Genomic DNA, 20615 nt, shown 5'->3' with positions numbered 1-20615 from the left:
AGTTGTAGTAGTGCTTCCGTTCAGAGTGACTTGGCGACGAGGCCGACGAGATCCGCCAGGCGGTTCGAATAGCCCCACTCGTTGTCGTACCAGGAGACAACCTTGGCCTGATCATCGATGACCTTGGTGAGGCCGGCGTCGAAGATCGAGGAATGGGGGTCGGTGACGATGTCCGACGACACGATGGGTGCCTCGGTGTACTTCAGGATGCCCTTCAGCCGGCCCTCGGCGGCAGACTTCATGGCGGCGTTGATCTCCGCGGTCGTGGCCGGCTTCGACAGGTTGACGGTGAGGTCGGTGACCGAGCCCGTCGGGATCGGCACGCGCAACGCGTATCCGTCCAGCTTGCCCTGCAACTGCGGGAGCACCAGGCCGATGGCCTTGGCGGCACCCGTGCTGGTCGGGACGACGTTCAACGCGGCCGCGCGGGCGCGACGCAGATCTCTGTGTGGGCCGTCCTGCAGATTCTGGTCCTGCGTGTAAGCGTGGACCGTGGTCATCAGACCCTTGACGATTCCGAACTCGTCGTCGAGGACCTTGGCGATGGGGCCGAGGCAGTTGGTGGTGCAGGACGCGTTGGAGATGATGTTCTGGCTGCCGTCGTACTTGTCGTCGTTGACGCCCATGACGATGGTGATGTCCTCGCCCTTTGCGGGCGCGGAGATGACGACCTTCTCGGCACCGGCCTCGAGGTGGCCCTTGGCCTTCTCGGCGTCCGTGAAGATGCCCGTGGACTCGACGACGACGTCGACACCCAGATCGCCCCAGGGAAGTTCGCTGAGCGGACCGCGGTGCGCCAGTGCCTTGATCTTGGTATCGCCGACGACGATGGTGTCGTCGCCCTCGAGCGAGACCTCGTGCGGCAGGCGACCCAGGATCGAGTCGTACTTGAGCAGGTGAGCCAGCGTTGCGTTGTCCGTGAGGTCGTTGACCGCCACGATTTCGATGTCGGTGGTGCCGAGCGCCTTCTGCGCATCGACTGCCCTGAAGAAGTTACGCCCGATACGACCGAAGCCGTTGATGCCTACCCGGACCGTCACAGTTCGCTCCTTTGCTCATCAGTCGGTGCGCATCCCACCCTAGTTGGCGGACGCTGTTCGGCGCGCAACTGTGAGGACATCGGATCGGGCGTAGGGCACCGTGGACGGAACGTGACCTCGACGAGACCGTTCCGGGCGCCGTCATGCCTCCTCGAGCAACTCCGGCGTCACGGCGGACTCCGTGTCCGGGAGCCCGAGATCCTTCGCCTTGCGGTCCGCCATCGACAGCAGCCGACGGATGCGGCCCGCCACCGCGTCCTTCGTCATCGGCGGATCCGCAAGTTGGCCGAGTTCCTCGAGCGAGGCCTGCCGATGCTTGGCCCGCAGCGTGCCCGCCGCCGCCAGATGGTCCGGAACGTCCTCCCCGAGGATCTCGAGCGCCCGCTCCACCCGTGCCGCCGCCGCGACCGCCGCTCGCGCCGAGCGGCGCAGGTTGGCGTCGTCGAAGTTCGCGAGGCGGTTGGCCGTTGCGCGCACCTCGCGGCGCATCCGACGTTCCTCCCAGGTCAGGCGCGTGTCCTGCGCACCCATCCGGGTGAGCAGGGCGCCGATCGCCTCACCGTCGCGGACCACCACCCGGTCGGTGCCGCGCACCTCGCGTGCCTTGGCCGCGATACCCAGGCGCCGGGCGGCGCCGACCAGCGCCAGTGCGGCCTCCGGACCGGGGCAGCTGATCTCGAGCGCCGACGAGCGCCCCGGCTCGGTGAGCGAACCATGAGCCAGGAAGGCGCCGCGCCACGCGGCCTCCGCGTCGCCGACGCTGCCTCCGACCACCTGAGCCGGCAGCCCCCGCACGGGACGCCCGCGCATGTCGAGCAGCCCGGTCCGGCGCGCCAGCGCCTCACCGTCCTTGGCGACGCGGACCACGTATCGCGAACTCTTGCGCAGCCCGCCGGCACTGAGCACGTGCACGTCCGACTGGTATCCGTACAGGTCGAGGATCTCGCCGCGCAGCCGCCGGGCGGTCGAGCCGAGATCCACCTCGGCCTCCACCACGACGCGGCCGCCGACGATGTGCAGGCCGCCCGCGAATCGGAGCAGCGCCGACACCTCCGCCTTGCGGCAGCTGACCTGCGTGACCGTGAGCCTGCTGAGCTCGTCCTTGACCTCGGCTGTCATCGCCACGAGGCGCTCTCCCTTCCCCCGGCCGTCCGTTCGGTGGCTCGTTCGATGTCGTCGTATCCGGTTGCCGACCCGGCCGGCGCCCGCCGGTCCACGAGGCCCGCCAGCACATCCGCGAGTTTGCCCGCGTGGTGCTTGTGGGTGCCGTCCTCGGCGACGTCCGCGTAGACCACCTCGGCGCCCAGATGTGTCGCGGCGCGGCAGAGATGGTCACGCTCGCGACCCGCCGGGACCGACGCCGAATCGACGACGACGTGGTCGACACGGAATTCGGGCGCGTGTTGGCACAGTACGTGCAGATGACGCTCGGCGGAGAATCCGGCGGTCTCCCCCGGCTCCGGTGCCAGGTTGAGAACGAGCACCTTCCGGGCCGGCGTCCGCAACAACCCGTCGAGAAGTTCGGGAACCAGCACGTGCGGAATGACGCTCGAGAACCAGGATCCGGGTCCTAGAACCGCGAGATCCGCGGCGCCGAGAGCCGCGAGCGCGTCCGGGCACGCCGGAGGGTCGGCCGGCAGCAGACGCACACGGCGCACCTTGCCCGGTGTGGTCGCCACCGCCACCTGACCCCGGATGCACCGGCTGACCCGCGGATCCGTCTCCAGACCCACGACGTCGGCCTCGATCTGCAGCGCCTGCGTCGACATCGGCAGCACTCGCCCCTCGACCTGGAGGAGGCGGGCGACGGTGTCGAGCGCGGCGACCGGGTCGCCCAGGACCTCGGTCAACCCCGCGAGGATGAGGTTGCCGACGGAGTGGCCCGCGAGTGCGCCGGACCCTCCGAAGCGGTGCTGCACGGTCTCCGTCCACGACCGGACATCAGGGGTCTGCGCGGCGAGCGCCGCGAGCGCCATCCGCAGATCGCCGGGCGGGATCATGCCGAGCTCGTTGCGCAACCGGCCGGACGAGCCGCCGTCGTCGGCGACGGTGACGACGGCCGTCACGTCGGAGCTGAGCCGACGCGCCGCACTCAGGGTCGCGTACAACCCGTGTCCGCCGCCGAACGCGACGATCCGGGGCGCCGGGGAGTCGGTGGTGGTCGATGCGTCCGTCATTCGCGACCCACATCGCGGTGGACGACCCGGACGGCCAGGCCGTCCTCAGTGCCGAGGCGCGCCGCGAGCGCCTCGGACATCGCGACGCTCCGATGCTTGCCGCCGGTGCAACCGACCGCGATCGTCATGTAGCGCTTTCCCTCCCGGCGGTATCCCGCCGTCGTCAGTTCGAGGAGCCGCCGGAAGGTGTCGAGGTACTCCTCGGCACCGTCACGGGACAGGACGTAGTCCCGTACCGCCTCCTCCAGTCCGGTGTGCGGACGCAGTTCCGGGATCCAGTGCGGATTCGGCAGGAACCGCACGTCGCACACCAGATCGGCGTCCATCGGCAGCCCGTGCTTGAAACCGAAGGACTGCACCGTCACCTGGATCACGCTGCTGGCCTCGCCACCGAACGCGGTCTCGATCTTCTCCCGCAACTCGCGCACGGCGAGGGCGGAGGTGTCGACGACCAGATCCGCGGACGCCCGAACCTGCGCCAGCTTGGCCCGCTCGGCTGCGATTCCCTCGGACAGCGTGCCTTCCTTGCTGTCGCTCTGCAACGGATGGCTGCGACGCACGTGCTCGAATCGGCGGATCAGCACCGGATCGTTGGCCTCGAGGTAGAGCACCCGGATCTGCACCGGCATGGCTTCGAGCGCCGCGACGACCTGCCCCAGGTCACCTGTGAAGGGGCGGCTGCGGACGTCGACGACGACAGCCAGGCGGCGGATCGGTGGATCGGATTCGACGCCGAGTTCGACCATCCGCGTGATCAGTTCGGGCGGAAGATTGTCGACGACATACCAGCCGAGGTCCTCGAGCACCTTCGCCGCGGTGCTCAGCCCTGCCCCGGAAAGACCCGTGACGAGCGCGACCTCCACATCTGCCCCACCGCGTTCCTGCTGGTCGTTCACTCGCGACTGTGTCCTGTTCGTTCCGATGCGCCGATGTCCGTCACATCATCCCCCACCACGTCGCCTCCCGCAGCCACATCTGCGCTGGGTTCGGCCTCGGCCACGGCCGCGGTCCGATCCGATTGCGGTTCGGCGAGCGCCGCGAGCACGGCCTGCGCGGTGGCCACCCCGATGCCGGGTACCGCCGTGATCTCCTCGACCGTCGCCTCGCGCAGCTTGGCCACCGAACCGAAGTGTGTGACGAGCGCGGTCCGCCGCGTCTCGCCGAGACCGCGGACCGAATCGAGCGCCGACGCCGTCATCCGCCGCGACCGCTTGCTTCGGTGGAACGTGATCGCGAAGCGGTGCGCCTCGTCGCGAATTCGCTGCAACAGGTACAGCGACTCGCTGGTGCGGGGCAGGATCACCGGATCTTCCTCCCCCGGCACCCACACCTCCTCGAGGCGTTTGGCCAGCCCGATCACCGCGACGTCGGTGACGCCGAGTTCGTCGAGCACCTCAGCGGCCGCGTTGACCTGCGGGGAGCCGCCGTCGACGACGAACAGGTTCGGCGGATACGCGAACCGGCGCGGCCGTCCCGTCTGCGGATCCAGTGCGGCTTCGGGGGCCTGGTCGCCACCGTCGGCACCGCCGCCGGCCGCGACGTCGCGGTTGTGCCGCAGGAAGCGCCGCCGGGTCACCTCGGCGATGCTGGCCACGTCGTCCGAGCGGCCGTCGCCGGCGGCCTCCCGGATCGCGTAGTGCCGGTAGTCGGACTTGCGCGGCAGACCGTCCTCGAACACCACGAGGGACGCCACGACATCGGTGCCCTGCACGTGGCTGATGTCGACACACTCGATTCGCAGCGGCGCGGAATCGAGATCGAGCGCCTCCTGGATGCCTTGCAGCGCTGCAGATCTCGACGTGAAGTCGCCGGCGCGCCGCAACTTGTGCTGCGCCAGCGCCTCCTTCGCGTTCCGTTCGACGGTCTCCGCGAGCGCCTTCTTGTCGCCGCGTTGCGGCACACGGAGCTTGACCGAACTGCCCCGCAGCCCACCGAGCCACTGCTGCAGGCCCTCGACGTCCCGCGGGAGCGCGGGCACGAGCACCTCCCGTGGAACCGCGTTCGTGGGTTGGTCGGCCGCCGCGCCGCTGTCGGACAGCGCGGCCTGCTCTCCGTAGAACTGGGTGAGGAACTGCTCGACGAGCAGCGCCAGCTCCGATTCCGCCCCGGCGTCGGCAGCGACCGCGTCGCGTTCGATGACGTCGCCGGCCTTCTCGACCACCCAGCCGCGCTGTCCACGCACGCGTCCACCGCGGACGTGGAAGACCTGCACGGCCACCTCGAGTTCGTCGGAGGCGAACGCCACCAGGTCGGCGTCGGTGCCGTCGCCGAGCACGACCGCCTGCTTCTCCAGTGCCTTCTTCAGCGCGCCGACGTCGTCACGCAGGCGCGCCGCCGTCTCGAAGTCGAGGTCCTCGGCCGCCTCCTGCATGCGGGTCTCGAGCTGCCGCACGAGACGGTCCGTACGGCCCGACAGGAAGTCGCAGAAGTCCTCGACGATCTCCCGGTGCTCGGCCGCACTCACGCGGCCGACGCACGGAGCCGAGCACTTGTCGATGTAACCGAGCAGGCACGGTCTGCCGATCTGGTTGTGCCGCTTGAACACTCCGGCCGAGCACGTGCGCGCCGGGAAGACGCGCAGGAGCAAGTCGAGTGTCTCGCGGATCGCCCACGCGTGCGAGTAGGGCCCGAAATAGCGCACGCCCTTGCGCCGCGGACCGCGGTACACGAACAGCCGCGGGTACTCCTCGTTCAGGGTCACCGCCAGCACCGGGTAGGTCTTGTCGTCACGGTAACGGACGTTGAACCGCGGATCGAACTCCTTGATCCAGTTGTACTCGAGCTGGAGCGCCTCGACCTCGGTACTGACTACCGTCCACTCGACACTGCCCGCCGTCGTGACCATCTGCCGGGTGCGCGGATGCAGCGACGAGACGTCGGCGAAGTACGAGTTGAGTCGCGACCGCAGACTCTTCGCCTTGCCGACGTAGATCACCCGGCCGTGCGGGTCGCGGAACTTGTAGACACCCGGTGCCACCGGGATGCTTCCCGGCGCGGGTCGATAAGTGGAGGGATCGGGCACGATTCCAGGCTAGTCGGCGGTACCGACGGTATTCACTCGGCGCGCGAGCTCGTGTACTTCGCCTCGAGCTCGCGGAACCGGCGAACGGCCTGCACGGCGTGCTCGCGGTCGTTGGCCTGGATCGCCATGACCGGGACGTACTCGTCGTCGGGCAGCTCGATCCGCGCCCACGAGGCCCCGTCCCGGAAGGACAGTCCCTGGTCGAGATCCCAGTCGACGATGCGCTCACCCAGGATGTTGCGCACAGCGATGCCGCGCGGGCCGACACGCAGACGCGGCCGGGTGAGCAGAAGCACGCCACCCGCCAGCAGCAGACCGATGCCCGCCATGGCGAACTGGTCCACCAGACGGAAGTACACGCCCGTGGCGGAGGTGCGCAGCAGGATCGCCAAGGTGACGTGCACCAGCACGAGCACTCCGGCCGCGACCATCGCGTAGCGCGCCGACTTCTTGGACCGGACCTCGAACTCCCAGTCACCGTTGGTGGTCATCGCGACGCCGACCCCGTCCGCTTACGTCGCAGCTGCGCCAGGGTGACGGCAGTGTCGATCGCCGCCGCGCACGCCTCGCCGCCCTTGTCCTCCACCGAGCCCGGCAGACCCGAACGGTCCAGTGCCTGCTTCTCGGTGTCGGTGGTGAGTACCCCGTTGCCGACCGGAACGCCCTCGTCGAGCGCGACCCGGGTCAGCCCGGCCGTCACGGCGTCACACACGTACTCGAAATGCGGTGTGCCGCCACGGATCACGACTCCCAACGCCACGACGGCGTCGTGCGACTTCGCCAGTTCCTGCACGACGACCGGCAACTCGATGGCACCGGCGACGCGGACGAGCGTCGGATCCTCGATCTGCGCCTGCTTGGCGACCCGCTTGGCGCCCGCGACGAGCGCCTCACTGATCTCGGGATGCCACTGTCCGGCGACGATCGCCAGCTTCAGATTCTTCGCCATCCCCAGCTGGAGATCGGGGCGTCCCTCGCCGCTCACAGCGCGTCACCGGCCTCGAACTCGTCCAGACCGATCAGGTCGTGGCCCATGCGGTCGCGCTTGGTGCGCAGGTACGTGAGGTTCTCGGCGTTCGCGCGCAGTGGCATCGGGACCCGATCGGTGATCTGGAGGCCGTAACCGTCGAGGCCGACACGCTTGGCCGGGTTGTTGGTGAGCAGGCGCATCGACTTGATACCGAGATCGACCAGTATCTGCGCACCGATGCCGTAGTCGCGGGCGTCGGCCGGCAGGCCGAGCTGCAGGTTGGCGTCGACCGTGTCGGAACCCGCGTCCTGCAGCTGGTAGGCCTGCAACTTGTGCATCAGACCGATGCCGCGGCCCTCGTGGCCCCGCATGTACAGGACGACGCCGCGGCCCTCCTGCGCGATCATGTCGAGCGCGGCGTCGAGTTGCGGGCCGCAGTCGCAGCGCAGCGAACCGAACACATCGCCGGTCAGGCACTCCGAGTGCACGCGGACCAGGACGTCGCTACCGTCACCCTCGGCGATGTCGCCGCGCACGAGCGCGACGTGCTCCACCTCGTCGTAGATGCTCTTGTACCCCACGGCGGTGAAGTCGCCGTGCCGGGTGGGGATCCGCGCCTCGGCGACGCGGACGACGTGCTTCTCGTGCTTGCGACGCCACGCGATGAGGTCTGCGATCGAGATCAGGGCCAGGTCGTGGTCGTCGGCGAACACCCGCAGCTCGTCGACCTTGGCCATGTGGCCTTCGTCCTTCTGGCTGACGATCTCGCAGATCACGCCCGCCGGACGCAGATCCGCCATCCGGGCGAGGTCGACGGCCGCCTCGGTGTGACCGGGACGACGCAGGACGCCGCCCTCCTTCGCGCGCAGCGGGACGACGTGGCCCGGGCGGGTGAAGTCGTTGGCGCCGGTCGTCGGGTCGGCCAGCAGGCGCATCGTCGCCGCGCGGTCGGATGCCGAGATGCCGGTACCGATGCCCTCGCGCGCATCGACGGTCACGGTGTACGCGGTGCCGTGCTTGTCCTGGTTGGTCGCGTACATGGGCGGGAGCCCCAGCCGGTCGCAGTCCTCGCCGTCGAGCGGGACACACAGGTAGCCCGACGTGTAGCGCACCATGAACGCCACGAGTTCGGGGGTGGCCTTCTCGGCCGCGAAGATGAGGTCGCCCTCGTTCTCGCGGTCCTCGTCGTCGACGACCACAACCGCCTTGCCTGCGGCGATGTCTGCGACTGCGCGCTCGATGCTGTCGAACCTGGTCACGTGCTTGGGCTCCAAAATCTTGAACTGGCGTGCTCGAGTATGTCCCGGCGCATCGCTTCAGATGCACCTCAACAGTACGACCTCGCGTGACGAGGTCGTTATTCCGGCTAGCGGCCCGCGGCCGTGTGCAGGCGTTCGACGTACTTGGCGATGACGTCGACTTCCAGATTGACCGGCGTGCCGGGCTCGGCAGCGCCGAGCGTGGTCAGTCCCAGCGTCGTCGGGATCAGCGAGATCTCGAAGTACTCTTCGCCCGGCTCCCCGCCGAGCGCGGACACCGTCAACGAGACGCCGTCGACGGTGATCGAGCCCTTCTCCACGACGTACCGGGAAATACTCGACGGCAGCGAGATCCGCACCACGGTCCAGTTCTCGGACGGGCTACGGCTGATGACCTCACCGGTGCCGTCGACATGGCCCTGCACGATGTGACCGCCGAGCCGGCTGTTGACTGCGGCGGCGCGTTCGAGGTTGACCCGACTTCCGATCCCCAAGGAGCCGAGACTGGAACGGACCAGCGTCTCCCGCATGACGTCCGCGGTGAACGCCTCGCCGTCGAGCACGTCGACCACCGTCAGGCACACACCGTTGACGGCGATCGAGTCACCGTGGCCGGCGTCCGAGGTGACCAGCGGTCCCTTGACGGTGAAGCGGGCCGCGTCGGCCAGGTCTTCCTTGGCGACGATCTCGCCGAGTTCCTCGACGATTCCCGTGAACATGTCTTCGCTCACTCCTTGGATCGATAACTACTGAGCCCGAGGGATCAGGTTCAACAACAGGTCGTCGCCGAGGACCTCGACGTTCTCCCGACGAAACCGTAGCGCCTCGGTGATGGTGGACACTCCAGCGTCTTCCACTGCGTGGGACCCGGCACCCAGTACCACCGGCGCGATGTAGGCCTGGACGCGATCGACCGCGCCGGCCGCGAGGAAGGCGCCCGCGAGACGCGGGCCCCCCTCGACCAGGACATCGTCCTGATCGGCGAGCGCAGAGAGGATCTCGCCGACGTCGTGCGTGCGCAGTACCAGGGTGGGCGCCGCATCGTCGAGGACCCTCGCGGTGGATGGGACGGGCCGGTTGCCGACGACCACGCGCAGCGGTTGGTGCGGCGCGAGCGAACCGTCGGGCAGCCGGGCCGTGAGCCACGGGTCGTCCGCCAGGACGGTGCCGGTTCCGACGACGATCGCATCGAGGCGAGCCCGGTCGGCGTGCACGCGCGCCCGCGCCTCCGGTCCGGTGATCCACTGGCTGGTGCCGTCGGCGGCGGCGCTGCGACCGTCGAGCGTGGCGGCGAACTTCCACGTCACATGGGGTCGTCCGGTTCGCTGCCGGTGCAGCCATGCCCGCAGTGGGCCACGTTCGGCGTCGTCGGCGAGCAGCCCGCCGGTCACCTCGATGCGCGCAGCACGCAGGGTGTCGGCGCCGCCGGCCGCGGCCGGGTTGGGGTCGGCCACCGAGTAGTGCACCGCCGCGATTCCCGCGTCGATCAACGCACGCGAGCAGGGACCGGTGCGGCCCTGGTGATTGCACGGCTCGAGCGTGACGACCGCGGTTCCGCCGCGGGCCCGCTCCCCCGCCGCGGCGAGCGCGACGACCTCCGCGTGCGGCCCGCCCGGCGGCCGGGTGGCACCGACACCGACGACCGCGCCGGACGCGTCGAGGATCACCGCGCCGACCGGCGGGTTGGGACTGGTGCTGCCGCGCGCGGCCTCGGAAGCGTCGATCGCGAGCCGCATCGCGGCGTCGAGCGAGGTCACCGCGAGGCCGTCAGATCGACAGCGTCAGGTGCGGGGAGGCCTTGGCCGCCTGCTCGCGCAGGCCGCGGACCGCTGCGGCAGGATCGGCCGCGCCGTAGACCGCGGAACCGGCGACGAAGCAGTCGATGCCCGCCTCGGCCGCCTGCTCGACGGTGTCGGCGTTGATCCCGCCGTCGATCTCCACGAGCAGGCGCAGTTCGCCGGCGTCGACGAGCTTGCGGACGGCACGCGCCTTGTCGAGCACGGCCGGGATGAACGACTGACCGCCGAATCCGGGTTCGACGCTCATCACCAGCAGTGTGTCGAAGCTCTTCAGGATCTCGAGGTACGGCTCGATCGGCGTGTTCGGCTTGATGCTCAGGCCGGCCTTCGCGCCCGCGGCGCGGATGTCCCGGGCGACCGAGATCGGGTCGTCGGTGGCCTCGGCGTGGAACGTGACGTTGTGCGCACCCGCCTCCGCGTACGGCGGCGCCCAGCGCCCCGGGTCGTCGATCATCAGGTGGCAGTCCAGCGGGATGTCGGTGGCCTTCAGCAGGCTCTGCACCACCGGCAGGCCCAGCGTCAGGTTCGGCACGAAGTGGGCGTCCATGACGTCCACGTGCAGCCAGTCGGCGCCGGCAACGGCGTCGGCCTCCTCGGCCAGGCGCGCGAAGTCGGCGGAGAGAATGGACGGTGCGATCATCGGGGTTGCCACGTCGGCGAGTTTAGTCGGCGGGTGACGGGCGACCGCCGGTGCCGGGCCGACGTCGGACCGGAGCCCGGCCCGCGGGTTGCGTCACCACCGGACCGGCCGGCGGCCGGACCGTGGGCATCACCCGAACCTCGTTGCCGTGCAAGGTCACCGGCTCCCCGTCGTGGTGGACCGTCAACTCGTCGCCGACCACGAGGTGGTACCTCGTCTCGGTGGGCTCGATCTGGACGCGCAGCCGACATCCCGCCGCCGCGACACCGAACGCGAGGCGCTCGATGCCGCGCGGGAGCGTCGGCCGGAACGTGAGACCGGTACGGCGCCGGCGTGCACCGCCGAACCCCTGGACGAGCGCGATCCAGATCCCGGCCAGCGACGCGAGGTGCAGTCCGTCGCTGGTGTTGTGTTCGAGGTCGTACAGGTCGATCAGGGCCGTCTCCCCGAGATAGTCGTACGCGAGATCGAGGGCACCGACGTCGGCGGCGACCACGGCCTGGCTGCACGCAGACAGTGACGAGTCCCGCACCGTGAGCCGCTCGTAGTACGCGAAGTTCCGCGCTCGCTGCTCCTCGGTGAACTCGTCCGGAACCCACTGCATCGCCAGCACCACGTCCGCCTGCTTCACGACCTGCTTGCGGTACAGATCGAAGTACGGGTAGTGCAGCAGCAGCGGGTAGTGCTCGGGCGGCGTCCCCACGAAGTCCCATACCTGCCGATCCGTGAATCCGGACGATTGCGGGTGCACGCCGCGCCGCTCGTCGTACGGCACGTACATCCGCGCCGCAGCGGTACGCCAACCACCGACCTCCTCGTCGGTGACCCCGAGGTCGGGCATCCGATATCGGTGCCGCTCCACGACGGCCACCGCGGCATCGAGGTTCTCGCGCGCCATCAAGTTGGTGTACAGGTCGTTCCGCACCAGCGCGCTGTACTCGTCGGGGCCGGTGACGCCGTCGATCCGGAACGTGCCCCGCTCGTCGAAGTAACCGAGCGACCGCCACAGCCGCGCGGTCTCCACCAGCAGATCCAGGCCGACGGTCCGCTCGAACTCGCCGTTCCCGTTCGCGCGGATGTATCCGATCGCCGCGCGCGCGATCGCCGCGTTGACGTGGAACGCGGCGGCGCCCGCGGGCCAGTAGCCGCTGCACTCCTTGCCGGTGATGGTCCGCCACGGGAACGCGGCACCGGCGAACCCCAGTTGGCGGGCCCGCTCCCGCGCCCGCGGAAGTGTCGAATGCCGCCAGCCCAGCGCATCGGCGACGGCCTGCGGCAGCACCGACGTCAGGACCGGCAGCACGAACATCTCGGTGTCCCAGAAGGCGTGACCGTCGTAGCCGCGTCCGGTGAGCCCCTTCGAGGCGATCGCGGTGCCCTCGGCGCGGGCCGACGCCTGCAGGATGTGGAACAGCGCGAAACGCACCGCCTGCTGGACCTCCGGATCGCCGTCCACGGTCACGTCCGCGTGCGCCCAGAACCTGTCGAGGTAGGCGCGCTGCTCCGAAACCAGTCCGTCCCAGCCGCTCTCACGCGCGAGCGTCAACTCGCCCGCCACCTGGTCCCGCATCGCGGGCGGGGTGCGCCGTGCCGACCAGGCGTGCGAGACGAACTTGACCATGCGGACGCGTTCGCCCCGCGCCAGCTCCGACGTGATCGTCACCCGCCCTTGATCCGGATAGCTCTCGACCTCGACGTGCACGCCCGGTCCGGTCACCTCGTGATCCATCGCGACGGCGATCCGCAGACCACTCTCGGCGGTCGTGTGGGTCAGTTGCACAAGCGCCTCGTGGTCGAAGTGCTCCTCCGCGACCAGCGGCTCCGCGAGCACCGCCGCCGCACGCGGATCTGCCTCCTGTTGCGGCATCGGTTCGTTCGCCACGAGTTCCGACTGGAGTACCACGTGCGCCGGTCCGTCCAGCGCCTCCACCGTGTAGTCGATCGCCCCGATGGTGCGTTGGGTGAACGACACCAGCCGGGTGGTCGTGAGGCGCACCGTGCGACCGGCAGGCGAACGCCACTCGACCTTGCGGCGCAGTACCCCGGCCCGCAGATCCAGTTCCTGCTCGTGCGCCAGTACCCGGCCGCGGCGGACGTCGAACGGCTCGTCGTCGACGAGCAGGCGGACGATCTTGCCGTCGGTGACGTTGATGATCGTCTCGCCGGAATCGGGGTACCCGTATCCCGGTTCGGCGTACGGCATCGGCCGCACCTCGTACACACCGGACAGGTAGCTGCCGGGCAGCCCGTGCGGATCGCCCTCGTCGAGGTTGCCGCGCCAGCCGAGGTGCCCGTTGGCGAGCGCGAACAACGATTCGCTCTGGGCCAGGACGTCCAGATCGAGGCTCGTGGCGCGCAGGCTCCACGGTTCGACCGTGAAAGCGGGATGAGTGATCATGCGGACGTCCTCCCACTCGCGGGCGCGGTCCACGCGATCGGACCGCTCAGTCCACGCTAGGACAGCGTCGTCGTCACGGCACGAGAACGGCGGCGCCGCCGAACACACCGCCCGCGAGATCGGCGAGCGCCTTGTCCGCGGCATCCAACGGGTAGCGGTGCGCGCTGACCCGCAGTCGGTGCCGTTGCGCAAACGCCAGGAAGTCGCGGGCATCGTCCCGCGTGTTCGCCGTCACGCTCCGCAGTTGCCGCTCCCGGAACAGGTCCCGCTGATAGTTCAACGGCGGGATGTCGCTGAGGTGGATGCCCGCGAGCGCGAGCGTCCCACCCGCGTCGAGCGCCTCCAGCGCCGGCGGGACCAGGTCACCGGCAGGCGCGAAGAGGATCGCCGAGTCCAACGGTTCCGGGGGCGGCACCGCGGCACCCTGCACGGAGGCCGCGCCGAGACTGAACGCCAGTTCACGGGCCTCCTCGCCCCGCGTCATCACGTGCACGCGCGCTCCCCGGGCGAGCGCGACCTGCGCGGTCAGGTGCGCACTGCCCCCGAAGCCGTAGATCCCCAGCCGACCGCCCTCGGGTAGATCCGCCCGCAGCAACGCGCGATAACCGATGATGCCTGCGCAGAGCAGGGGTGCCAGCTCGACGACGGGATAGCCGGTGGGCAGTTCGAGCGCGTAGTCGACCGGCACCGTCGTGTACTCGGCGTAGCCGCCGTCCGCGTCCCAGCCGGTGTACGTCGAATAGGGGCACAGGTTCTCGTCGCCGCGCACGCAGTACCGGCAGTGCCCGCACGTGCCCCGCAGCCACGCCACGCCCACCCGCTGCCCCACCGAGAAGCGGCCACCCGCGTCGTCACCGACCGCGACGACCTCGCCGATCACCTCGTGGCCCGGCACCACGTTGAGCCGGTGCGGCGGCAATTCGCCCGCGACCACGTGGAGGTCGGTGCGGCAGACACCACACGCCAGCACCTTCACCAGCAGGTCCCTGCTCGTCGGACGCGGAAGCAACTCGCGCCCGAGCTCGAGCGGACGGTCGGTGAGCGGGCCGGGTCTCGTCGTGCGCCAGGCCCGCATGGTGGTGGCCGGCATCGTGGTTGCCGAGGTGCGCGAGTTGTCCGTCCGCATACAAGATCCGTACTTCGTCGCGAAGGCGCCGGCGGAACCGGAACACGGCATCGCCGGACGGTGCCGCGGTCGCCACTACCAGGATGCCTGGTTCCGCGCGTCCGCAACAAGGGGGGAACGACGAGGGGGAACGGAGGAACCGGTCGGGCCGAGGCCCGTTCCCCTGCGGGGGCCGGGGCGAGCGGTCAGGATGGAATCACCTTCGCCCGCGAACGGAGGGTGCATTCGATGACACCGGGCTCGGACGACCACCACACCGACGACGAACTCCGCCTGCTCCACCGGTACTGGATGGCCGCGAACTACCTGACGGTCGCCCAGATCTACCTGCGCGACAACGTCCTGCTGCGCAGGCCACTCGTTCCGCCGGACATCAAGCCACGCCTGCTCGGCCACTGGGGTACCAGCCCCGGTCTGTCGCTCGTCTACGTCCACCTCAACCGGCTGATCCGGCGCACCGGAGCCGATGTGCTGTTCGTCGCCGGCCCCGGGCACGGCGGTCCCGCCGTGGTCGCGAACACGTACCTCGAGGGCACGTACTCCGAGTTGTTCCCGGACGTCACGCCGGACGAGGCCGGTCTGCGGCGCCTCGCGCGCCAGTTCTCCACACCCGGTGGTATCCCGAGCCACTCCGGGGTGGAGACGCCGGGTTCGATCAACGAGGGCGGCGAACTGGGTTACTCCCTCGCTCACGCGGCCGGAGCGGCGATGGACAACCCGGACCTCACGGTCGCGTGCGTCGTGGGCGACGGAGAGGCCGAGACCGGACCGCTGGCGGCGTCGTGGAAGGTGCCGTTCTTCCTCGATGCCAGTCGGGACGGCGCCGTCCTCCCGATTCTGCACCTCAACGGCTACAAGATCTCCGGTCCGACCGTGCTCGGGCGGCGCACCGACGACGAGGTGCTCGCCGTGCTGCGGGCCTTCGGCTGGGACGCGGTGCTGGTCGCGGGCGACGACCCTATGGAGGTGCACCGCGACCTCGCCGAAACCCTCGACCGCGCGCACACCGCCATCACCCGGATCCGGCGCGACGCCCGCGACTCCGGGCTGACCGATCGGCCCCGCTGGCCCGCGATCGTGCTGCGCACCCCGAAGGGATGGACCGGGCCCGACGTCGTCGACGGCCTCGAGATCGAGGGAACGTTCCGCGCCCATCAGGTGCCCATCGCCGACGTCCGTGACGACCCCGAACATCTGCGGAGACTCGAGGAGTGGATGCGGTCGTACGCACCCGACGAACAGTTCGATCCGCAGGGACGGCTGGTACCGGAACTCGCCGCGCTCGCCCCCAGCGGGGACCTGCGCATGGGGGCGAATCCGCACGCGAACGGTGGTCGGCTCCTGCGCGAACTCGAGGTCCCGTCCGCCGATCGCTACGCCGTCGAGGTGCCGTTCCCCGGCGCCGTCCACCACGAGACGACGCGGCCGCTCGGTGAGATGCTGCGTGACATCTACGTCGCGAACCCGGACGACTTCCGGTTGTTCTGCCCGGACGAGACGAACAGCAACCGACTGGGCGCCGTGTTCGAGGTCACCGAACGGTGTTCCGCGGGCACCGTCGTCCCGGGTGACGACCATGTCGGGCTCCACGGACGGGTGATGGAGGTGCTGTCGGAGCACCTGTGCCAGGGCTGGCTCGAGGGCTATCTGCTCACCGGACGGCACGGGCTGTTCGCGACGTACGAGGCCTTCGCGATGGTGAGTGCTTCCATGACCATCCAGCACACCAAGTGGCTCGAGCGGGCCCGGTCGCTCGACTGGCGCGCGCCGGTCGCGAGCCTGAACATCCTGCTCACCTCCACGTGCTGGCGCAACGACCACAACGGGTTCTCGCACCAGGGTCCGGGCCTGATCGACACGGTGCTCTCGCTGTCGGGCGGCGTCACCCGCGTCTATCTGCCGCCGGACGCCAACTCGCTCCTGGTGGTGGCGCAGGACGTGTTCGCCACGCGGGACTGCGTGAATCTGGTCGTGGTCGACAAGCAGTCGCATCCGCAGTACCTCACCCTCGACCAGGCCCGCGAGCACGTCCGGGCGGGCGCCTCCGTGTGGGACTGGGCCGGCACCGAGAACTCCGCACCCGCAGCGGACGACGGCGATCCCGACATCGTGCTGGCGTGCGTCGGGGACGTGCCGACCGAGGAGATCCTCGCGGCCGCGGCTCTGCTGCGCGGCCAGGTTCCCGATCTCCGGGTCCGCGTGGTGAACGTCGTCGACCTGATGTCGATGGCCCCACCCGACGTCCACCCACACGGGCGCTCCCACGAGGACTTCGCTCGCCTGTTCACCGAGGACGTCGACGTCGTGGTCGCATGGCACGGTTACGCGCGGGCCTTCCACCAGTTGCTGCACGGTCGGGTCCGACCGGATCGCTTCCACGTCCGCGGCTACACCGAGCAGGGCACGACGACGACGCCGTTCGACATGGTCGTTCTCAACCACATGAGTCGCTATCACCTGGCGATGGAGGCACTGCGGCGGTGCCGCCGGAGCCCGGAGGGCGCCGCCGATCTCGTCGGCTACTGCGAGCGCATGCTCGCTCGCCACCACGACTACGTGCGCGAGCATCTCGAGGACATGCCCGAGGTCCGGAACTGGGTGTGGCCCGAACCGGTGTGACTCGGCTCCGTTGTCGTGCGGACAAATGGGAAATATGCAAAGTTTGACACAGATTATCTCCCGATGATGCAGCACATCGCCGCGACAGGAGTCCCTGTGTCCGATACAGCAAACCACCCCGCCGCGATCCGTCCCACCACCGCCGCGACACCCGCGCCGACATGCATCGTCACGGTCGTGCCGGCCCACGACGAACGCGAGCTTCTTCCCCGTTGCCTGCGAGCGCTGCAGAGGGCTGCACAGCGCTCGCCGGTGCCGGTGCACACCACGGTCGTACTCGACGCCTGCACGGACGACACCGCACTCGTCGTGCCCGCCGGGATCACCCTCGTGGAGCTGAGTCTGCGCAATGTCGGCGCCGCACGCGCCGCCGGCTTCGCCGCGAGCGGTCTCGTCGGCCGCCCCGACGTGTGGTTCTCGACCACCGATGCCGACTCCGTCGTCCCGGACTCCTGGTTCGTCGACCAGCTCACCTACTGGGCCGACCACGACGCGATGGCCGGGACCGTGCGCGTCGACTGGGCCGCACACGACGGCGAGACCCGGCGCCGGTACGACGACGGCTATCGCCGCCGCCGCGGATCGGTCCACGGCCACGTACACGGCGCGAACCTCGGTGTCCGCGCGGACGTCTACCACGCGGTCGGGGGATTCCGGGCGCTGGCAACCGGAGAGGACGTCGACCTCGTGACCCGGCTGGGCAGCGCTGGTCATCGCGTCGCCTGGGACGAACACACGGTCGTCACGACGTCGGATCGGCGTGACCCGCGGGCACCGCGCGGCTTCGGCGATCACCTTCTCTCCATCGCTGCCGGCCCCGGATCCACGGCGCCCACTCGTCGGGGTCCGGTCGGCCCGGCACTGTCCGTGGAGCAGCGATGACGCCGAGCGCGACGGCGGTGCATCCGACCGTCACCCCCGACGACGCGGCGCGGTGGCCCCTCCCCGGCTCCGGCCAGACGCGAAAGCGATGGAGCGACCTGGCGGACGCGGCCCGGCGAGACCTGGTGGGCGCTCGACTGCTCGAGGCGCACGCGGACGCGGTCGCCATCCTGGCGGAACTGCACGGCCCGTCACCGCGGCCCGGAGAACTGTGGGGCGTGTGGGCCGCCGAACCGCCGGCGCCTGCGCTGACGGCGCGCGCGACCGACGGCGGATACGTGCTCGACGGCAGGAAGCTGTGGTGCTCCGGCGCTCACTCCTGCACGCACGCACTGGTGACGGCACGGACGGACAGCGAGCGCGCCCTGTTCGCGGTGGACCTGCGCGGCCCGGGCAGCGCCGCCGTGCCCGACACGTGGCACGCGGTCGGGATGGGTGCCAGCGACTCCGGCGCGGTGGACTTCGTCGGCGTCCCCGCCGTCCGGATCGGTGAGCCCGGCGCGTACCTCGACCGGCCCGGCTTCTGGCACGGTGCGATCGGCGTGGCCGCCTGCTGGTACGGCGGCGCGATAGCGGTCGCGGACGAGCTCCGACGGCGCGTGGGTGACGACCCGTTCCGGCTCGCCCATCTGGGCGCCGTCGATGCCGCGCTGTACGCGGCGCACTGTGTGCTGGACGTCGCGGCGGAGGAATTGGACCGCGATCCTACCGACGGACGAGCAGCCCACGTCCGCGCGCGCCGCGTCCGCGCGGTGATCGAGGCGGCCGCGACGGAGACCGTCGACCGGGTGGGACGCGCCCTCGGCGCGGGCCCGCTGTGCAGCGACCGAAGCCATGCGCAACTGGTCGCCGACCTGACCGTCTACCTCCGGCAGAGCCATGCCGAACACGACCTCGCCGATCTGGGCTCCGCCCTCTCCCGCCCGGAAAGGACCATCCCGTGACCACCGACTCACACACTCGTTCACCCCGTGCCGCCACCGCACGCTTCGCCGCCGAACCGATCGAATCCGGCGGTACCCCGGAATCGGTGTGGTCCGGGCACACCGCCTTCCCTCACCTCGACGTCCACACCTGCCCCGAGTTGCTCGTCGTCGCGCCGCACCCGGACGACGAGGTCCTCGGTGTCGGCGCGCTCGCGTCGGAACTCGCGGCCCGCGGCGTCCCGGTCTCGATACTGTCCGTCACCGACGGTGAGGCCTCCCACCCCGATTCGCCGACCGTGACTCCCACCGAGCTCGCCGAGCGGCGGCGGACCGAATCGCTCCGCGCCGCGGACCGGTTGGGGTTGCTCGCCGCGACACCCCTGGGCCTGCCCGACGGTCGTGTCGCCGACCACGAGACGGACCTCGCGACGACCATCGCCGGACACCTGCGGCCCGGCGCCTGGTGCGCCGCGCCGTTCCGGCACGACGGGCACCCCGACCACGAGGCCGCCGGGCGGGCCGCCGCAGACGCTGCCCTACGCTCGGGTGCGGTGCTGATCGAGTATCCGGTGTGGTTGTGGCACTGGTCGCGCCCCGGCGATCCGTCCGTGCCGTGGCACCGGGCCCGGACCTTCCACCCGACGCGGCACCGGCAGCGATGCAAGCGGGACGCGGTGTCGGAGTTCACCTCTCAGATCACCGACCTCTCCCCCGCGCCGGCCGACCGGGCCATCCTGCCGCGCCACGTGCTCGACCGGCTGTTGCGCGACCACGAGACGGTGTTCGTCCCGTGAACCGCCTCTCCGACGACTACTTCGCCGACATGTACTCGCAGTCCCCGGACCCCTGGGAGTTCGACGAGCGGTGGTACGAGGAACGCAAGCGCGCCCTCACCGCCGCGGTTCTGCCCCGCAGACGATTCCGGTCGGCGTTCGAGCCGGGGTGTTCCATCGGCAATCTCACCGAGGTGCTGGCCGGCCGCTGCGACCACGTTCTCGCAACCGACGTCGTCGACGACGTCCTGGCACGCGCGCGGGTGCGACTCGCGGGTGCCGCCGTCACGTTCCGGCGCTGGGCCCTGGGAGATCCCTGGCCGGCCGGCTCGTTCGATCTGGTGGTGTTGAGCGAGGTCGCGTACTACCTGTCGCCCGAGGCACTGCACCGGACGCTGGACGAGCTGGACGACCATCTGACCGACGACGGCGTGATCGTCGCCGTGCACTGGCGGCACCCGGTGCCGGACTATCCGCAGACCGGCGACGCCGTCCACGACGCTCTCGCCGCCCGGCCCGGACTGGTCCGCACAGCGCGCTACGCCGACCCGGACGTTCTGATCGAGACGTTCGAACCGGCGAGCGCTGACCCCGCCTCCGTCGCCGCCCGCGAAGGGCTGGTCGGATGACCCGCCGCCCGCGCGCGTCGCCCCCGCACCGCACACCACGACCGAGATTCACCGACGACAAGGAGATTCGATCATGAACAAGATGACCGCGAAGGCTCTGTACAAGCCGCTGTCCCTCGCCACGGGTGTACTCGGCGGCATCCTGGCCGGGGCCGCCTTCCGCCAGATCTGGAAGCGGGTCGGGGACGACGACAACGCCCCCGACCCCAAGGACCTCGCCCGCTCCAACCGCGAGGTCCTCGTCGCCGCAGCCCTGCAGGGCGCCGTGTTCGCCGTCGTCAAGGCCGCCGTCGACCGGGCCGGAGCGAAGGGCTACCGCGCGCTGACGAACTGACCGCGCCGCCGCCGGCCCCGG

Annotated in this window: 19 protein-coding genes; 6 read left to right on the top strand and 13 right to left on the bottom strand. The window is 70.2% G+C overall.

The genetic code is table 11. The features are described 5' to 3' along the window. Positions 1–20: 20 nt before the first annotated feature. The 13 genes from gap to C7H75_RS11885 all read right to left on the bottom strand — a co-directional run bounded on the left by gap (position 21) and on the right by C7H75_RS11885 (position 14395). Complete coding sequence (gene gap / locus C7H75_RS11945) at positions 21–1040, bottom strand: type I glyceraldehyde-3-phosphate dehydrogenase (RefSeq protein ID WP_005513399.1); 1020 nt, start codon at positions 1038–1040, stop codon at positions 21–23. Positions 1041–1181: 141 nt separating this feature from the next. Next, positions 1182–2165 carry a DNA-binding protein WhiA gene (whiA, locus tag C7H75_RS11940; protein WP_005513400.1) on the bottom strand — a complete coding sequence of 328 codons (984 nt, stop codon included), beginning with the start codon at positions 2163–2165 and terminating at the stop codon, positions 1182–1184. Next, complete coding sequence (locus tag C7H75_RS11935) at positions 2156–3217, bottom strand: gluconeogenesis factor YvcK family protein (RefSeq protein ID WP_013415939.1); 1062 nt, start codon at positions 3215–3217, stop codon at positions 2156–2158. The genes whiA and C7H75_RS11935 overlap by 10 nt, the downstream gene beginning before the upstream one ends. Next, entirely contained in the window at positions 3214–4113 is a 900-nt protein-coding gene (gene rapZ / locus C7H75_RS11930) for an RNase adapter RapZ (RefSeq protein ID WP_005513403.1), read from the bottom strand. Before rapZ ends, C7H75_RS11935 begins: the two co-directional genes overlap by 4 nt. Continuing rightward, entirely contained in the window at positions 4110–6239 is a 2130-nt protein-coding gene (gene uvrC, locus C7H75_RS11925) for an excinuclease ABC subunit UvrC (RefSeq protein WP_037084291.1), read from the bottom strand. Before uvrC ends, rapZ begins: the two co-directional genes overlap by 4 nt. Before the next feature lie 32 nt (positions 6240–6271). Next, entirely contained in the window at positions 6272–6730 is a 459-nt protein-coding gene (locus C7H75_RS11920; protein ID WP_064058606.1) for a PH domain-containing protein, read from the bottom strand. Continuing rightward, positions 6727–7224 (bottom strand): 6,7-dimethyl-8-ribityllumazine synthase, encoded by a 498-nt coding sequence (gene ribH, locus C7H75_RS11915; RefSeq protein ID WP_005513409.1) that lies wholly within the window; start codon positions 7222–7224, stop codon positions 6727–6729. Before ribH ends, C7H75_RS11920 begins: the two co-directional genes overlap by 4 nt. After that, positions 7221–8468 (bottom strand): bifunctional 3,4-dihydroxy-2-butanone-4-phosphate synthase/GTP cyclohydrolase II, encoded by a 1248-nt coding sequence (locus C7H75_RS11910; RefSeq protein WP_013415937.1) that lies wholly within the window; start codon positions 8466–8468, stop codon positions 7221–7223. Before C7H75_RS11910 ends, ribH begins: the two co-directional genes overlap by 4 nt. A 107-nt stretch (positions 8469–8575) precedes the next feature. Next, positions 8576–9187: a riboflavin synthase gene (locus C7H75_RS11905; protein ID WP_106851378.1), complete on the bottom strand. Its 612-nt coding sequence runs from the start codon at positions 9185–9187 to the stop codon at positions 8576–8578. 27 nt (positions 9188–9214) lie between these two features. Then, a complete protein-coding gene (gene ribD, locus C7H75_RS11900; RefSeq protein ID WP_064058625.1) occupies positions 9215–10204 on the bottom strand; it encodes a bifunctional diaminohydroxyphosphoribosylaminopyrimidine deaminase/5-amino-6-(5-phosphoribosylamino)uracil reductase RibD in 990 nt (329 codons plus the stop codon). A 31-nt stretch (positions 10205–10235) separates the two neighbouring features. Further along, entirely contained in the window at positions 10236–10919 is a 684-nt protein-coding gene (gene rpe / locus C7H75_RS11895) for a ribulose-phosphate 3-epimerase (protein WP_022595753.1), read from the bottom strand. A 10-nt stretch (positions 10920–10929) separates the two neighbouring features. Continuing rightward, complete coding sequence (locus C7H75_RS11890; RefSeq protein ID WP_081184958.1) at positions 10930–13305, bottom strand: glycoside hydrolase family 65 protein; 2376 nt, start codon at positions 13303–13305, stop codon at positions 10930–10932. A 73-nt stretch (positions 13306–13378) separates the two neighbouring features. Continuing rightward, positions 13379–14395 carry a zinc-binding alcohol dehydrogenase family protein gene (locus C7H75_RS11885; RefSeq protein ID WP_201789497.1) on the bottom strand — a complete coding sequence of 339 codons (1017 nt, stop codon included), beginning with the start codon at positions 14393–14395 and terminating at the stop codon, positions 13379–13381. Between the two features lie 264 nt (positions 14396–14659). Here C7H75_RS11885 and C7H75_RS11880 point away from each other — a divergent pair, with 264 nt between their 5' ends. From C7H75_RS11880 to C7H75_RS11855, 6 genes are all read left to right on the top strand, one after another. Then, the gene (locus C7H75_RS11880) at positions 14660–17050 is read left to right on the top strand and encodes a phosphoketolase family protein (RefSeq protein WP_022595745.1); all 2391 of its coding nucleotides are present in this window, start codon (positions 14660–14662) and stop codon (positions 17048–17050) included. A 96-nt stretch (positions 17051–17146) separates the two neighbouring features. Then, positions 17147–17932 carry a glycosyltransferase family 2 protein gene (locus tag C7H75_RS11875; protein ID WP_233281903.1) on the top strand — a complete coding sequence of 262 codons (786 nt, stop codon included), beginning with the start codon at positions 17147–17149 and terminating at the stop codon, positions 17930–17932. Then, entirely contained in the window at positions 17929–18876 is a 948-nt protein-coding gene (locus C7H75_RS11870) for an acyl-CoA dehydrogenase family protein (protein ID WP_081121735.1), read from the top strand. The genes C7H75_RS11875 and C7H75_RS11870 overlap by 4 nt, the downstream gene beginning before the upstream one ends. Then, positions 18873–19652, top strand: a complete 780-nt coding sequence (locus C7H75_RS11865; RefSeq protein WP_081121736.1) for a PIG-L deacetylase family protein — start codon at positions 18873–18875, stop codon at positions 19650–19652. The genes C7H75_RS11870 and C7H75_RS11865 overlap by 4 nt, the downstream gene beginning before the upstream one ends. Further along, the gene (locus C7H75_RS11860; RefSeq protein ID WP_013415928.1) at positions 19649–20260 is read left to right on the top strand and encodes a class I SAM-dependent DNA methyltransferase; all 612 of its coding nucleotides are present in this window, start codon (positions 19649–19651) and stop codon (positions 20258–20260) included. The genes C7H75_RS11865 and C7H75_RS11860 overlap by 4 nt, the downstream gene beginning before the upstream one ends. Before the next feature lie 73 nt (positions 20261–20333). Continuing rightward, on the top strand, positions 20334–20594 hold the full coding sequence (locus tag C7H75_RS11855; protein WP_005513423.1) for a DUF4235 domain-containing protein: 261 nt from the start codon (positions 20334–20336) through the stop codon (positions 20592–20594). The last annotated feature ends 21 nt before the right edge of the window (positions 20595–20615 follow it).

Source organism: Rhodococcus (subgen. Prescottella) equi (assembly GCF_003013675.1).
Classification (GTDB): Bacteria; Actinomycetota; Actinomycetes; order Mycobacteriales; family Mycobacteriaceae; genus Prescottella; species Prescottella equi.
This window is presented reverse-complemented; position numbering and strand designations above follow the sequence as displayed.

What these genes read in the sequence shown, in the direction of transcription:
- ribD (WP_064058625.1), bottom strand. Translation starts at nt 10,204, where the DNA reads ATGCGGCTCGCGATCGACGCTTCCGAGGCCGCGCGCGGCAGCACCAGT.
- C7H75_RS11855 (WP_005513423.1), top strand. Translation starts at nt 20,334, where the DNA reads ATGAACAAGATGACCGCGAAGGCTCTGTACAAGCCGCTGTCCCTCGCC.
- C7H75_RS11880 (WP_022595745.1), top strand. Translation starts at nt 14,660, where the DNA reads ATGACACCGGGCTCGGACGACCACCACACCGACGACGAACTCCGCCTG.
- C7H75_RS11920 (WP_064058606.1), bottom strand. Translation starts at nt 6,730, where the DNA reads ATGACCACCAACGGTGACTGGGAGTTCGAGGTCCGGTCCAAGAAGTCG.
- C7H75_RS11935 (WP_013415939.1), bottom strand. Translation starts at nt 3,217, where the DNA reads ATGACGGACGCATCGACCACCACCGACTCCCCGGCGCCCCGGATCGTC.
- C7H75_RS11885 (WP_201789497.1), bottom strand. Translation starts at nt 14,395, where the DNA reads ATGCCGGCCACCACCATGCGGGCCTGGCGCACGACGAGACCCGGCCCG.
- C7H75_RS11905 (WP_106851378.1), bottom strand. Translation starts at nt 9,187, where the DNA reads ATGTTCACGGGAATCGTCGAGGAACTCGGCGAGATCGTCGCCAAGGAA.
- C7H75_RS11870 (WP_081121735.1), top strand. Translation starts at nt 17,929, where the DNA reads ATGACGCCGAGCGCGACGGCGGTGCATCCGACCGTCACCCCCGACGAC.
- C7H75_RS11890 (WP_081184958.1), bottom strand. Translation starts at nt 13,305, where the DNA reads ATGATCACTCATCCCGCTTTCACGGTCGAACCGTGGAGCCTGCGCGCC.